Here is a 14,615-nt window from a genome sequence, read left to right as displayed (position 1 = left end):
GCTGAAGATATTCAGCCCGTCCGGCGTTTGAGGACATCTTGTCGGGGGTCCAGGGGGCGGAGCCCCATGGTTTCGGGAAGGGGCGGGATTGGGGAGAGCCCCGCAGACCGCCCTTACCTCAGCAGTTCACCCAGGGGGTCATCCCCCAGGAACGAAGCCAGCTCCGCCGCCCCCGGAGCCGTAGCGGGCCCCCGGCGGGTCACCGCGTACGCCGCCGCCGCGTTCGCCCCCCGCGCCGCCGTGAGGGGATCGAGCCCCCGCCCCAACAGGGCGAGGAAAGCCCCGACATGGGCATCCCCGGCGCCATTGCTGTCCACGGCGTCGACGGGGAACCCCGGCACATGCACCACATCCCCGCCCGAGCCAGGCGCAGCCAACCAGCAGCCGTCCTTGTCGGCCCGCACAAGCACCCCCGCCCCCGGTGCCAGCCGCCCGAGCAGGGCGGCAGCGGCAGCCCGCGGCTCGGAGTGACCGCTCATCAGGCGGGCCTCACGCGCGTTGCAGCTCAGCCAGTCCGTCCGGGCGAGGACGGGGTCGAGCACACCCGCAGGAATGTCGGCGACCAGCGGCCCCGGATCGAAGCAGACCCGCACATCACCCGGCAGGCCCGCCGCGAAGGCGGAAAGCAGCGGGCCATTGACCTCCATCACGAGGCTGTACCCGGACAACTGCACGGTGTCGCCCGCCCGCAGCGCCCCCGCGACGGCGTCCGTCTCCGCCGCCGTCATCCGCGCGTCCACGCCGAAGCTGGTGACGAACGTCCGCTCGCCCCCGCCGTCGACCAGGGCCACACAGAACCCCGTGTCCCCGTCCTCCCGCACCGGATGCAGGGTCGAGATGCCCTCGGCGGCGAGGGAGCGGCGGACGAGGTCCCCGTAGGGCCCGGTCCCGTGCAGCCCCGCGTACACCGCATCGGCCCCCAGGCGCCGCGCCGCCGTCAGTGCGTTGAAGCCGCCGCCCGCGTACAGCTCCGTACGGGAGCCGATGACGTCGCCGCCGCGTTCGGGCAGCGCGGGAACCTCGATGACGAGGTCGGCGATGACGTTCCCCGCCAGGACGAGGCGGGGAGAGGACGCGGTGGTGGTGCTCATCGGACGGACTCCTCAAGTGCCGGGGAGGAAGAGGGGGTTGTGGACGGACGGCCGCGCCCGCCGAAGGCCGCGTACACCGCGCCGCCCACCACGATGGCCACCGCCCAGCCCAGGCCGTTGACGCCGGGCCAGGTGTCGGCGAGCGGCCCGGAGAACCACACGTCGTCCGAGCCCGTACCGGCGGTCGTGAACAGGAGGCCCGAGACGATCGACGCCACCCAGGCGAGCACGGCGGGCAGCCGGAAGCCGCCGGTGTACCAGTAGCGGCTGGTCCGTGAGGTGTCCATCAGGGCCTCGGGGTCGTAGTCGCGGCCCCGCATCATGTCGACCGCGATCACCCCGATCCAGGCGGAGATCGGCACGGCGAGCAGCGTCAGGAAGGCGGAGAACGGGCCGTAGAAGTCGTCCGCGATCAGCATGAAGTAGATGCCGCCGAGGAACATCAGCACGATGTCGATGAGCACGGCCCAGGCCCGCGGCACCCGCAGGCCCAGCGTGATCATGGTGAGGCCCGCGGAGTACGTCGACAGGTGGTTCGACATCAGCAGGCCGCCGAAGGCCGCGATCAGATACGGGATCGCCATCCAGGACGGCAGCATCGCGTTGATCGCGGAGACCGGGTCGGAGGAAGTGGCCAGCGACGGGTCGCCCGCCGTCAGGAGCGAGCCGAGCGAGATGAGCAGCACGAGGGGGATGCCCGCGCCGAAGGCCGACGCGGTGATCAGGCGGCGGCCCGGGATCGTACGAGGCAGGTAACGGGCGTAGTCCGCACCGGCGTTGGCCCAGCCGATGCCCGTGCCCGCGGCGATGAAGCCGATGCCCGCGATGACACCGCTGGTCGGTCCCGCCGGGGTGTCGAGGACCTTCGACCAGTCGACCGTGGCGACCAGGAAGCCCATCACGATCAGGTTGAGAACGCCGAACAGGACCGTGGCCCACTTGTTGATCCACATGATCGTGGCGTGTCCGAGGCCGCTGATCAGCAGCGTGCAGGCGATGAAGACCAGCAGGCAGAGCACGGTCAGGAAGGTGTTCTGGTCGACGCCGAAGGCCACCCCGAGCAGGGCGAGCAGCGCGTACGCCGCCGTGGTCGTCGTGATCGTCTCCCAGCCGACCCGGCTCAGCCAGGAGATCAGGGTCGGGCCCGCGTTGCCCCGTTGTCCGAACACCGCGCGGGAGAGGGTGAGCGCGGGCGCGCCGCCCTTCTTGCCCGCCAGGCTCAACGCCCCCACCAGCGCGAACGAGCCGAACGCGCCGACGATCGCGACCAGCGCGGCCTGCCAGATGTTCAGTCCGCGGAAGGCGACGAGCGTCGCGCCGAGCGGTAGGCCAAGGATCGAGATGTTGGCGGCGAACCAGGTCCAGAACATCTGGCCCGCGTGGCCGTGACGCTCACTGTCGGGGACCGGCTCGATCCCTCGGGTCTCTACGGTGCCGACCGAAACGTTCTTCGTCGAAGCGTCCATGGCGGAACCTCCTTGCGCGGTACGTGGGGAAGGGGGGCGGGTACAGGGGAGGGGGTTAGCGGTGGGTGAGCAGCTGGGCCGTCAGCGGCGCGAGTTCGAGGCTGTTGACCGTGCGCAGGGTGCGTACGGCGTCGGCGGGCAGGCCCGAGAGGCCGTGCACCGAACCGGCGATCGCGCCCGCGATCGCGCCGATCGTGTCGCTGTCGCCGCCGAGGTTCGCGGCCAGGAGCGTGCTGCGCCACGGGTCGCCGCCGGTCAGCGCGAGCACCGCGAACGCGGCGGGCACCGACTCCTGGCTGGCGACGCTGGTGCCGATGAGGGCGACGATGCGGTCGAGGGCCGTGGCCTCGTCCAGGCCGGCCACCAGCTCGCGGGCCCAGGCGATGCGGGCGGAGATGTCGGCCCCGGCGATCCAGTTGCCGCGCCGGGCGCCCGCATCGGCGGCGGTGATCGCCGCGTCGAAGGCCTGGTCGAGGGTGCCGCCCGCGACGCCGGTGCTCACCGCGGCGGCGACGGCCGCCGCGCCCGCGATGCCGACGTTCGTGTCGTGGGTGACCTGGCAGGACTCCACGACCCGGTCGAGGAAGTCCGGCAGCGGATCGGCCGCGAAGGCGATGCCGACCGGGGTGACGCGCATCGCGGCGCCGTTCGTGGTGCCGTACTTGCCCGCCTCCTTGGGGTCGGTGCCGCCCGCGACGGCGTCCAGGGCGGCCTTGGTGGACGGGCCGAGCAGGTCGAAGGAGCCCTTGTCCTTCATCTCCCGCTCCCAGGAGAGGAGTTCGTCGGCGAACCGCAGCGGCTCGATGTGCCCGCCGCCCTCGACGAGCAGCCGCGCCACGATGACCGCCTGGTCGGTGTCGTCGGTGATGGAACCGGCGGGCATGCCCGCACTCACGGGGTTGTCGGACCGGGAGGCCTCGAATCCGGTGACGTGGCCGTAGACCCGTACGACGTCCTCGCGGGACATGATCTGGGTCGGCATGCCCAGGGCGTCGCCGAGCGCGAGTCCGTAGAACGCGCCGAGCGCGCGGTCGAGAAGGTCGGGCGGTGCGGTGGTCATCAGTGGCCTCCTCGGCCGGTGCGTACGTGCAGTTGGAACCGGGACGGGTCGAGCAGGCTGGACACCTGCTCCACGACCTCTCCCTCGGCATCGCGGAAGACCTGGGCGAGCCGGATGAACGGTTCGCCGGGCGAGCGGTGCAGGAGCCCCGCGTCCTCGTCGCCGAGGCCGGACACCGTGATGTGGGCGTCGCTCGACGCGGCGACATGGCCGGCGGCGAGCAGGGTGCGGTTCAGGGAGCCGCCTTCGAGGCCGCGCTCGGGCAGATCGGCGAGGGCGGGCACGGCCGGGACGCGGCTGCGCTCCAGGGAGATGCCCGCGCCGTCGGGCAGGCGCCTGACGCGGTCCAGGGCGATGAAGTGCGTGTCCGCGAGGCCGAGTTCGACGGCGAGTTCCGGGTCGGCGATCCGCTCGAAGCGCAGGGTGTCCGTCGAGAGCTCGGTGCCCTGGTCGGCGAGGGCCCGGGTCCAGCCGAGCTTCTGGTCGAGCGGGGTGCCGTCGAAGGTGACGAGCGAACCGATGCCCGCGTGCGTCTCGATGAGGCCCTGCTCGCCGAGCACGCTCAGCGCCTGGCGCACGGTGGTGCGACTGACCCCGAACCGCTCCCGCAGGGCGTGCTCGCCGGGGAGACGGCTGCCGTCGGCGTGCACCCCGGCGCGGATCTCGTCGGCGAGCACGTGCGCGACGCGATGATGTTTGTGAACCTGTCCAGGCATGTCTAGACGGTAAGCGGAGCTGATCCGTCCCGTCTACGGTTTGCGGCAGATTATTTGCTCAGTGAACTTTTGCGGGCGCTGCGGCCAGGGCCCGTCAGGCCTGTACGGCCTGCTTCTCGGCGCGCCGCGCCCGGTGCGACATCCAGGCGGCGACCAGGGCCCCCGAGACGTTGTGCCACACGGAGAACACGGCGGCGGGCAGCGCGGCCAGCGGGCTGAAGTGGGCCGTGGCGAGCGACGCGGCGAGGCCCGAGTTCTGCATGCCGACCTCGAAGGCCATGGCGCGCGAGGCGGGCGGGCCCAGGCGGGCCAGCTTGCCCGCGCCGTAGCCGAGCGCGAGGCCGAGGCCGTTGTGCAGCACGACGGCGAGGAACACCAGGAGGGCGGCCGACTTGATGGCCGCCGCACTGCCCGCGACCACGACGGCCACGATGACGGCGATGGTGAGGGCGGAGAGCCAGGGCAGGGCGCTGAGTATTCGCTTGATGTAGCGGCCGAACAGCAGGCGTACGACAAGGCCGGCGAACACCGGGAGCAGCACGGTCTTGAGGATGTCCGTGACCATCGAGCCCGCGTCCACGGGCAGGTACTCGCCCGCGAGCAGCAGTGTCAGCGGCGGCGTGACGAGCGGCGCGAGCACGGTGGAGACGGTGGCCACCGAGACGGAAAGGGCCACGTCGCCGCGCGCCAGATAGGTCACGACGTTGGATGCGGTGCCGCTCGGCGCGCAGCCGACGAGGATCACACCGGCCGCGAGCTGGGGCGAGAGCCCGAGCGCGTGGGCGATCAGCCAGCCGAGCCCCGGCATGATCACGTAGTGCGCGACCAGGCCGAGCGCGACGGCCCAGGGCCGCTTGACGACGCCCTGGAAGTCGAGCGGGGTCATGGTGAGCCCCATGCAGAACATGACGAGGCCCAGGAGGTACGGGACGTTCGTGCCCCAGCTCTTGAAGGTGTCCGGCGTCAGCAGGCCGAGCGCGCCCGCGACGAGTACGAGGACGGGGAAGACCGTGACGGCGAGGCGGGCCGCCTTGTCGCCGGCCTGCGTGGAGCTGGGGATCGTCTGTTCGGTCTGCACCCGGCGATGCAACGCCGCCGCCCCGTGCGGACGCAAACCCGTCTCGATATGTGGTCGGTACATGGAGCTGTCGCGACCCGCGCGGGACCGGCCCGCGACCTGCCGTCCGAACGGTGTCAGTACCGCCCGATCGCCGTCGCCCCGGAGTCCGTGCCGATGGCGATGTGCGGACGCCGCTTCTCGTCGGCCCACGCGAGAATCCGCCGCATCGCGTCCTGCGGCACCGACACGCAGCCCGCCGTCGCCCCGCGCCCGTTGACGTGCAGGAAGATCCCGGCACCGCGCCCCCGCACCGGCCGGTCGTAGTTGAAGCCGATCACCAGGGCGTGCGCGTACTGCGGGTCGTAGGTGATGAGGTGCTCGGACTCGGCGGCGCGGCAGTCGCGGTGGCGGGGCTGGGTCCAGCGGTTGTAGGAGCGGGAGGCGTTGTCCTGGCACCACCAGGAGTTCTTCCCGACGCGGCGGTACGTGTAGCGCGTGCCGGGCGGCGCGGCCTTGATCCCGAAGGCGTACGGGAGGCGGAAGAGCCCGGTGGGCGTCGTGTTCGTGCCCTGCTTGCGGGAGCCGCCCTCCACCAGGCCGCCCGCCCCGAAGCGTGCCGCCGCCGACCCGGCCCGCAGCCACCGCCCGCCGCTGCGGTCCCACCACGTCACGGTGCCGGTGGTGGAGCCGGTGCGCGCGGCCCTGGCGGTGATGAGCTGGGTGCCGCCGCCCGTGTCGGCCATCCGGTCCGGCAGCGGGAGGCTCGCGCGGGGCGGTGCGGCGCCGAGGGTGCCGGTGACGGCCAGGACGAGGGCGGCTGCGGACGCGAGGGCGACGGCACGGGGGCGCATGGCTCAGACCGTACGGGGAGGCAGGGGCAGCGGCAGCCCGGGCAGGCCGTCGATGCTCCGTGCGATGTGCTCCTTCTTGGTGAAGTACTCGCTCAGCGACGCGTCGTCCTCGCGCGCGAAGCGCCTGCCGTGCAGGTCGCGGTCCTCGTCGTACGACATGTGGGGGACCGCGTATCCGCAGCTGTCACGGACGAGTTCGGCCGTCACGACGATGATCGCGCGCAGGCCGTGGGGGGTCGGGTCGATGCCGGGGAAGTGGCCGAGCAGGTCGGCCCAGCGGGGGTCGTCACGGAAGACGGGTTCGCCGCGGCCGTGCACCCGGACGATGTTCGGCGGGCCCTGGAAGGCGCACCACATGAGGGTGATGCGGCCGTTCTCGCGCAGGTGCGCGACCGTCTCCGCGGTGCTGCCCGCGAAGTCCAGATAGGCCACGGTGTGTTCGTCGACGACGGCGAAGGAGCCGGTGAGACCTTTGGGGGAGAGATTGACCGTGCCGTCGCCCGAGAGAGGCGCGGTCGCGGCGAAGAAGAGGGGCTGGGCCTCGATGAACGAGCGGAGTCTGCCGTCTATGCGTTCGTAAGTCTTTCCCATGACCAGGGATTATTCGCCGCGACTCGTTCGTCTGTCTAACGACTTCGCGCGTCGTCTCGCGATCGCGACTGGATTGACGAAACATACGGGAGTCTGCATAATCATGCATGACGGCGAATGCAGGCTAAGGGAGTACGTGAAGTGAGCAGCAACAACGGCGGTGACGTCCGGCTCTGGGGCGGCCGGTTCGCGGACGGCCCGGCAGAGGCCCTGGCCAAGCTGTCGGCCTCGGTCCACTTCGACTGGTGCCTCGCGCCGTACGACATCGCCGGTTCCCGCGCCCACGCGCGCGTGCTCCACAAGGCGGGCCTGCTCACCGAGGACGAGCTGACCCGCATGCTGGCCGGGCTCGACCTGCTGGAGGCCGACGTCGCCTCGGGCGAGTTCGTCGGCACCATCGCGGACGAGGACGTGCACACCGCCCTGGAGCGCGGTCTCCTGGAGCGGCTCGGCCCGGACCTCGGCGGCAAGCTGCGCGCGGGCCGCTCGCGCAACGACCAGGTGGCGACGCTCTTCCGGATGTACCTGCGGGACCACGCCCGGATCATCGGCGGCCTGATCGCCGACCTCCAGGGCGCGCTCGTCGGCCTGGCCGAGGCGCACCCGGACGTCGCCATGCCGGGGCGTACGCACCTCCAGCACGCCCAGCCCGTGCTCTTCGCGCACCACGTCCTGGCGCATGTCCAGTCCCTCTCCCGGGACGCCGAACGCCTGCGGCAGTGGGACGAGCGCACGGCCGTATCGCCGTACGGCTCGGGCGCCCTGGCGGGATCCTCGCTCGGCCTCGACCCCGAGGCGGTCGCCGCCGACCTCGGCTTCGAGCGCGGCTCGGTGGCCAACTCCATCGACGGGACGGCGTCGCGCGACTTCGCGGCGGAGTTCGCCTTCGTCACCGCGATGATCGGCGTGAACCTCTCCCGGATCGCCGAGGAGATCATCATCTGGAACACGAAGGAGTTCTCCTTCGTCACGCTGCACGACGCGTTCTCGACCGGCTCGTCGATCATGCCGCAGAAAAAGAACCCGGACATCGCCGAGCTGGCGCGCGGCAAGTCGGGCCGTCTCATCGGCAACCTGACGGGCCTGATGGCCACCCTCAAGGCGCTCCCGCTCGCGTACAACCGCGACCTCCAGGAGGACAAGGAGCCGGTCATCGACTCCTGCGACCAGCTGGAGGTCCTGCTGCCCGCCTTCACCGGCATGATGGCGACGCTCACCGTGCACCGCGAGCGCATGGAGGAGCTGGCCCCGGCCGGGTTCTCGCTCGCCACGGACATCGCCGAGTGGCTGGTCAAGCAGGGCGTGCCGTTCCGTGTCGCCCATGAGGTCGCGGGCGAGTGCGTCAAGGAGTGCGAGGCGCACGGCATCGAGCTCGACCAGCTGACGGACGAGCAGTTCGCGAAGATCTCCGAGCACCTCACCCCCGAGGTGCGCACCGTCCTGAACGTCCCCGGCGCCCTGGCGTCCCGCAACGGCCGCGGCGGCACCGCTCCTTCGGCCGTCGCCACTCAGCTCGCCGAGGTCAAGGCCGATCTGACGGTCCAGCAGGAGTGGGCCGCGGCGCGTAAGTGACGCCGGGGCAGCGCGTGCCGCGTTGACGTGGGCATCGCGGGTTACGTTGGTCGTTCTTCCGCAAGAAGCCGAAGGAGCCGACCGAACGGAGCCCGCGATGCCTTTCTCGCGTCTGGCCGCTGCAACGACCCCCACCGCCCACATCGGCTTCGGCCTCGCCGCCGTCGGCAGGCCCGGCTACATCACGCTCGGCCGCGACGCCGACCTGCCGCCCTCACGCAGCGTCGAGGCCCTGCGCGAGCGCACCATCGAACTCCTCGACGCCGCCTACGCGTCGGGCGTCCGGTACCTCGACGTGGCGCGCTCCTACGGCCGTTCCGAGGAGTTCCTCGCCGACTGGCTGCACGCGAGGCCCGACATCACGGACGTCGTCATCGGCAGCAAGTGGGGCTACACGTACACGGCCGCCTGGAACGCCGACGCCGCGCCGCCGCACGAGGTCAAGGACCACAGCGTCGCCGCGTACCTCCGCCAGCGCGAGGAGAGCGCCGAACTGCTCGGCGAGCGGCTCGACCTCTACCAGATCCACTCGGTGACGCCGGAGAGCCCCGCGCTGGGCGACAAGGAACTGCACGCCGAACTCGCCGGGCTGGCCGCGGGCGGCGTGACCGTCGGGCTCTCGGTCAGCGGCCCGGAGCAGGCCGCCGCGATCCGTGCCGCCCTGGATGTGACCGTGGACGGCGAGCCGCTCTTCCGCACCGTCCAGGCCACCTACAACGCCCTGGAGACCTCGGCGGGCCCCGCCCTTGCCGAGGCCCATGACGCGGGGCTCACCGTCCTGGTCAAGGAGGGCATGGCCAACGGCCGCCTCGCGGACCCGCACGCCCCCGCACCCCTGCGCGAGATCGCGGAGGCGACCGGGCTCGGCAGCGACGCGGTGGCCCTCGCCCTCGTCCTGCGCCAGCCGTGGGCGGGCGTGGTCCTCTCCGGCGCCGCCACCTCGGTCCAGCTCGTCTCGAACCTGCACGCGGCGGCCGTCGACCTCGACGCGGAGCAGCTGGAGCGCCTCGCGGGCCTCGCCGAGGAGCCGGGCGCGTACTGGGAGCGGCGCGGGCAGCTGCCCTGGCACTGAGGGCCTTCCTTCCGGACGACTTCCGGGTGACCGTCACGACCTCCGGGTGACCGTCACATGTATCTCGTGAGACAAAAATGTCTCACCTGGTCTATGGTTGTCTCATGTCAGTCGATCGCGACCAGGTGCTGCGCAGCGCGGCGGCGCTCCTCACCCGCAAAGGCTCCGCCACGATGGACGAGGTGGCGCGCGCGGCGGGGATCAGCCGTGCCACCCTGCACCGCCACTTCGCCGGGCGCGACGCTCTCGTACGCGCCCTGGAAGAGCTCGGCATCCAGGAGTGCGAGGCCGCCCTGGAGGCGGCCCGGCTCGGTGAGGACAGCGCCGAGGAGGCGTTGCGCCGCCTGGTGAAGGAGATCCAGTCGGCAGCGGGTCTGCTCGCGTTCCTCGTCACCGAGAACCAGCTCTTCGAGGACGAACCGCAGAACGAGGGCTGGTCCCGGCTCGACGACAGCATCGGCGCGCTCTTCAGGCGTGGTCAGGAGAGCGGCGAGTTCCGCATCGACCTGAGCTCCGTCTGGCTCACGGAGGCGCTGTACGGACTCATCGGCGCCGGCGCCTGGGCCGTACTGGACGGCCGCGTGGCCGCCAAGGACTTCACACACATGATCGCCGAGCTGCTGATCGGCGGCGCGCAACGGAGAGTGGAACCATGACCAGCATCGAACAGCGGACCGCGTCGGCGGAGGTCGAGCGCAGCCCCGGCCGCTGGCTCGCGCTTGCCGTGCTGGTCCTCGCCGTGCTGCTCGTCGCCGTGGACGCGACGGTGCTGGGCCTTGCGACGCCGTACATCAGCGAGGACCTCAAGCCGACCGGCACGCAGTTGCTGTGGATCGGCGACGTGTACTCGTTCGTCATCGCCGGTCTGCTCGTCTCCATGGGCAGCCTCGGCGACCGCATCGGCCGCAAGAAGCTCCTGCTGATCGGCGCCGTCGCCTTCGGCGGAGTCTCGGTCCTCAACGCCTACGCGACCACCCCCGAGCTCCTCATGCTGGCCCGGGCGCTGCTCGGCGTGGCGGGTGCGACGCTGATGCCGTCCACGCTGGCGCTGATCCGGAACATCTTCCACGACCCGCGCGAGCGCAGCCTCGCGGTCGGCATCTGGGGCGCGATGGCGTCGGCGGGTGCCGCCGTCGGCCCGGTCGTCGGCGGTTTCCTGCTCGAACACTTCTGGTGGGGCTCGGTCTTTCTGATCAACCTGCCGGTGATGGCGGTCCTGGTCCTCGTCGGCATCAAGTTCCTGCCCGAGTCGAAGAATCCGGCGCCCGGCCCCTGGGACCTGATCAGCGTCGTGCTCTCGCTCATCGGCATGATCGCCGTCGTGTACGCCATCAAGGAGGCGGCGGCGCACGGCATCCGCTGGGACGTCGCGGTGGCGGCCGTGCTCGGCGTGGCGGCGCTCACCTGGTTCGTGCGGCGCCAGCTCACGCTGACGGCGCCGCTCCTGGACATGCGGCTCTTCCGCAACCGGGGGTTCTCCGGTGCGGTGCTCGCCGATCTCCTCACGGTGCTCGGGCTCTCGGGCCTGGTCTTCTTCCTCTCCCAGTTCCTGCAGCTGGTCCAGGGAAGGCGGCCGTTCGAGGCGGGCCTCGCCGAGCTGCCCGCCGCGGTGGGCGCGGTGGCGGCCGGTCTGATCGCGGGCGTGGTCGCGCGGCGGTTCTCCGTGCGCGCGGTGGTGGCCGGCGGACTCGCGGCGGTGGGCATCGCCCTTGCGGCGCTCACCACGCTGAGCCAGAGCACCGGCTATCCGCTGCTCGGGGCCTCGCTCCTGGTCGTCGGCATCGGCGCGGGCTTCTCGTTCACGGTGACCGCCGACGTGATCCTCTCCAGCGTGCCCAAGGAGCAGGCGGGCGCCGCGTCCGCGGTCTCCGAGACGGCGTACGAACTGGGCGCGGCACTCGGCATCGCCCTGCTCGGCTCCATCGTGACCGGCGTCTACCGAGGCTTCACCGCACCGGCGGGCACTCCGCCGGACGTGGCGGCCGCCGCGCATGAGTCCCTCGGCGGCGCCGTGGAGTCTACGGCGGGCCTCCCGGCCCACGAGTCCCACGCCCTCCTCACCTCGGCCCAGGACGCCTTCGTGGACGGCCTGCGCCTGGCCGCGGGCGTGGGCGCGGGGGTACTCCTCGCCACGGCGGTGGCGGCGTGGTTCCTCTTGAAGGGTTCGAAGCTGGAGGACGGCGTCGAGCACTGATGCCGGGCCGTCGCGTGAGCCTCGCGTCTGCGGGTACTTCGTGGCTGGTCGCGCAGTTCCCCGCGCCCCTTAGGGGCGCGGGGCGTCAGGCTGCTTTTGCCTTGGTGGCGTACATGTCCACGTACTCCTGCCCGGACAGCTGCATGACCTCCGTCATGACGGAGTCCGTCACCGCCCGCAGGACGTAGCGGTCACGGTCCATGCCCTCGTACCGCGAGAACTCCATCGGCTCACCGAAGCGCACCGTGACGCGGCCAGGCCGCGGGAGGCCCTTGCCGCCGGGCTGGAGCTTGTCCGTGCCGATCATCGCGAAGGGGACCACGGGCGCGCCGGTCATCAGCGTCAGCCGGGCGATACCGGTACGGCCGCGGTACAGGCGGCCGTCGGGGGAGCGGGTGCCCTCGGGGTAGATGCCGAAGAGCTTGCCCTCCTCCAGGATGCGACGCCCGGTCATCAGGGCGGCGACACCGCCGTGGCCGCCGTCGCGGTCCACGGGGATCATGCCGGAGCCGGTGAAGAACCAGGCCATCATGCGGCCCTTGAGTCCCTTGCCCGTGACGTACTCGTCCTTGCCGATGAAGTACACGGGACGCGGGCAGACGAGCGGCATGATCATCGAGTCGATGAACGTGAGGTGGTTTCCGGCCATGATGACCGGACCGGTGCCCGGAATGTTCTCGGCGCCTTCCACCCGGGGGCGGAACATCAGACGCAAGATCGGTCCGAGCACAGCCTTGATGAGCGCGAGACGGGACAACGGGCCCTCCGGTGTCAACGGGTCGACGACGGGTATGTGCAGGTGAGGACGATACTCGCGGCTCACCGCTCACCGCACATCGGGTTCACGCACTCGATACGCAGAGTTGACGTGCAAGCACGTGGTGCAGGCCTTGAAACACCCTCCCTGTGACGACGTTATCCCTGTGTGAGGCATGTGGCGCGCCCTAGTGGTCCTTGTCACGCTTTGCGGTCACACGCTGCCACGGAGTTCGAGGGGCGTCGACCGGCTCGACGGCACCGGCCGGATCCCGTCCCGCACACCAGTCGCCATCCGGCGTCACCCTTCCGTTCGGTCCAGGGTCTCCCTTCCGTCACGTGCGGCCACCTACGATCGTGCCGCTTTGTCAGGTTCAAGGCAGCACATCGGGAGGAGCGCTCAATGGCTACGCAGAAGTCGGGTCGGTCGGGGTCGGGGGAGCGGCGGCCGGGGCGGCGCGCGCTCCTGGGAGCGGCCGTCCTCGGGGCCGGCACAGTCGCCGTAGGACTGCCCGGCGTGGCGAGAGCCGACGCGAAGCACGGGCACGGCGGCCACAAGGACCTGCCGGTGCCCACGATCGTCGCGCACCGCGGCACCAGCGGCTACCGGCCCGAGCACACGCTCGGCTCGTACCAACTGGCCCTCGACATGGGTGCGCACGTCATCGAGCAGGACGTCGTGCCCACCAAGGACGGCCATCTCGTATGCCGTCACGAGAACGACATCACCGCGACCACGGACGTCTCGGCGCACCCCGAGTTCGCGGGCCGCAAGACCACCAAGTCCGTGGACGGCGTCTCGCTCACCGGCTGGTTCACCGAGGACTTCACGCTCGCCGAGCTGAAGACGCTGCGCGCCAAGGAGCGCATCCCCGGCACCCGCCAGCGCAACACCCTCTACGACGGCCGCTGGGACGTGCCCACCCTGGAAGAGGTCTTCCGGTGGGCCGAGAAGCAGGAGCGGGGGCGCGGCAAGCGGATCTGGCTGCACATCGAGACCAAGCACCCCACGTACTTCCGCAAGCTCGGCCTCGGCCTGGAGGAGCCGCTCGCCAAGCTCCTTCGCAAGTACGGACGGCACAAGAAGAACTCGCCGAACTTCCTGCAGTCCTTCGAGCCCAGCAGCATCCAGCGCCTGAACAAGCTGGTCGACCCGCCGCTCGTGGTGCTCCTGTCCACGGCGTCCTCCCGCCCCTGGGACTTCGTCGAGGCGGGCGATCCGCGCACCGTGGCCGACCTCATCAAGCCCGAGGGCCTTCAGTGGATGGCGTCGTTCGCGCAGGGCATCGGCCCCACGCTCGACCTGGTCATCCCGAGGAAGTCGGACGGCAGCCTCGGCACCCCGACCACCCTGGTCAAGGACGCGCACAAGGCGGGCCTGATCCTGCACCCGTACACGATGCGCAACGAGAACACCTTCCTGCCCGCGAACTTCAGGAAGGGCACCGACCCGAACGCCTACGGGGACGCTTTCGGCGCCTTCAAGGCGTACTTCGAGACGGGCATCGACGGGATCTTCTCCGACAACTGCGACACCGCGCTGCTCGCCCGCCAGGACTTCGTCAACGGCTGATCGCCGGGCCCCGGTTGGGGTGACAGACGGCCGCTCCGGCAACCTCCTGCCGGGGCGGCCGCGTCACGTCTTGCATGACTCAGCCCTGCATGACTCACCCGCTGATCCCCGCCCTGCGTCCGCTGCTCGCCGCCGAGGCCTCGGCCGCGGCGCACGGTTCCGGCGCCGACCCGGGCGACCTCGAACAGGCCGTCTGGCTGCGCCTCCTCGAACGCATGGACGCCGCCGACCCACCCGCCGACCCTGCCACCTGGCTGCGGGCCGCCGTCGCCTCGGAGGCGCGCCTGACCCGGCGTACGGCGGAGCGCGAAGTGGCGTACGCGACCGAGCCCGCCGACGACACCGAGGCCGACCCCGAACAGCGCGCCCTGCGGGCCGACCGCGACCGCACCCTGTACGCGGCGGTGCGCAGACTGCCCGGCCGCTGCCCCGGTCTCATGGCGGCGCTTCTTTCCCCCAAGGACCTCACTTACCGGGAGATCGCAGGCGAGTTGGGAATGTCACAGGGCAGCCTGGGGCCTGAACGTTCCCGTTGCCTGGGATGCCTGCGCAGAATGCTCGCGGCGGAGGTTGCAGCTCCCGCACCGCGGGGAAGGGAGCGATAGACAACCGG

At 71.2% G+C, this 14,615-nt stretch carries 14 protein-coding genes; 6 read left to right on the top strand and 8 right to left on the bottom strand.

All coding sequences use genetic code 11. The annotated features are described in order from the left end of the window. Positions 1-113: 113 nt before the first annotated feature. From ACWFR3_RS40800 to ACWFR3_RS40770, 7 genes are all read right to left on the bottom strand, one after another. Entirely contained in the window at positions 114-1,091 is a 978-nt protein-coding gene (locus ACWFR3_RS40800) for a PfkB family carbohydrate kinase (RefSeq protein WP_453739771.1), read from the bottom strand. Then, a complete protein-coding gene (locus tag ACWFR3_RS40795; protein WP_453739770.1) occupies positions 1,088-2,557 on the bottom strand; it encodes a purine-cytosine permease family protein in 1,470 nt (489 codons plus the stop codon). The genes ACWFR3_RS40800 and ACWFR3_RS40795 overlap by 4 nt, the downstream gene beginning before the upstream one ends. Before the next feature lie 55 nt (positions 2,558-2,612). Then, positions 2,613-3,617, bottom strand: coding sequence for an ADP-ribosylglycohydrolase family protein (locus ACWFR3_RS40790; protein ID WP_453739769.1), 1,005 nt, complete (start codon positions 3,615-3,617; stop codon positions 2,613-2,615). After that, positions 3,617-4,333 (bottom strand): GntR family transcriptional regulator, encoded by a 717-nt coding sequence (locus tag ACWFR3_RS40785; RefSeq protein WP_453739768.1) that lies wholly within the window; start codon positions 4,331-4,333, stop codon positions 3,617-3,619. The genes ACWFR3_RS40790 and ACWFR3_RS40785 overlap by 1 nt, the downstream gene beginning before the upstream one ends. A 94-nt stretch (positions 4,334-4,427) precedes the next feature. Then, on the bottom strand, positions 4,428-5,423 hold the full coding sequence (locus ACWFR3_RS40780) for a bile acid:sodium symporter family protein (protein ID WP_453739773.1): 996 nt from the start codon (positions 5,421-5,423) through the stop codon (positions 4,428-4,430). Positions 5,424-5,527: 104 nt separating this feature from the next. Then, positions 5,528-6,244: a L,D-transpeptidase family protein gene (locus tag ACWFR3_RS40775; RefSeq protein ID WP_453739767.1), complete on the bottom strand. Its 717-nt coding sequence runs from the start codon at positions 6,242-6,244 to the stop codon at positions 5,528-5,530. Between the two features lie 3 nt (positions 6,245-6,247). Continuing rightward, positions 6,248-6,835 carry a pyridoxamine 5'-phosphate oxidase family protein gene (locus tag ACWFR3_RS40770; protein ID WP_453739766.1) on the bottom strand — a complete coding sequence of 196 codons (588 nt, stop codon included), beginning with the start codon at positions 6,833-6,835 and terminating at the stop codon, positions 6,248-6,250. Positions 6,836-6,976: 141 nt separating this feature from the next. On the opposite strand from ACWFR3_RS40770, the gene argH reads away from it, so the two are divergent. From argH to ACWFR3_RS40750, 4 genes are all read left to right on the top strand, one after another. Continuing rightward, positions 6,977-8,407 carry an argininosuccinate lyase gene (argH, locus tag ACWFR3_RS40765; RefSeq protein WP_453739765.1) on the top strand — a complete coding sequence of 477 codons (1,431 nt, stop codon included), beginning with the start codon at positions 6,977-6,979 and terminating at the stop codon, positions 8,405-8,407. Positions 8,408-8,504: 97 nt separating this feature from the next. Continuing rightward, complete coding sequence (locus tag ACWFR3_RS40760; protein WP_453739764.1) at positions 8,505-9,479, top strand: aldo/keto reductase; 975 nt, start codon at positions 8,505-8,507, stop codon at positions 9,477-9,479. Positions 9,480-9,583: 104 nt separating this feature from the next. Then, entirely contained in the window at positions 9,584-10,135 is a 552-nt protein-coding gene (locus ACWFR3_RS40755) for a TetR/AcrR family transcriptional regulator (protein ID WP_453739763.1), read from the top strand. Then, positions 10,132-11,673, top strand: a complete 1,542-nt coding sequence (locus ACWFR3_RS40750) for an MFS transporter (protein ID WP_453739762.1) — start codon at positions 10,132-10,134, stop codon at positions 11,671-11,673. The genes ACWFR3_RS40755 and ACWFR3_RS40750 overlap by 4 nt, the downstream gene beginning before the upstream one ends. 85 nt (positions 11,674-11,758) lie before the next feature. On the opposite strand, the gene ACWFR3_RS40745 is transcribed toward ACWFR3_RS40750, so the two are convergent. Then, complete coding sequence (locus tag ACWFR3_RS40745; protein ID WP_453739772.1) at positions 11,759-12,448, bottom strand: lysophospholipid acyltransferase family protein; 690 nt, start codon at positions 12,446-12,448, stop codon at positions 11,759-11,761. 384 nt (positions 12,449-12,832) lie between these two features. Between ACWFR3_RS40745 and ACWFR3_RS40740 the strand changes: the two genes are divergently transcribed. Together ACWFR3_RS40740 and ACWFR3_RS40735 are read left to right on the top strand one after the other, a co-directional pair. Beyond that, on the top strand, positions 12,833-14,002 hold the full coding sequence (locus ACWFR3_RS40740; protein WP_453739761.1) for a glycerophosphodiester phosphodiesterase: 1,170 nt from the start codon (positions 12,833-12,835) through the stop codon (positions 14,000-14,002). Positions 14,003-14,091: 89 nt separating this feature from the next. After that, the gene (locus ACWFR3_RS40735) at positions 14,092-14,607 is read left to right on the top strand and encodes a sigma-70 family RNA polymerase sigma factor (RefSeq protein ID WP_453739760.1); all 516 of its coding nucleotides are present in this window, start codon (positions 14,092-14,094) and stop codon (positions 14,605-14,607) included. Positions 14,608-14,615 lie beyond the last annotated feature (8 nt).

This window comes from Streptomyces sp. NPDC055189 (assembly GCF_053606765.1).
Note: the sequence above shows the minus strand (reverse complement) of the source record. Positions and strands in the feature narration are given on the sequence as shown.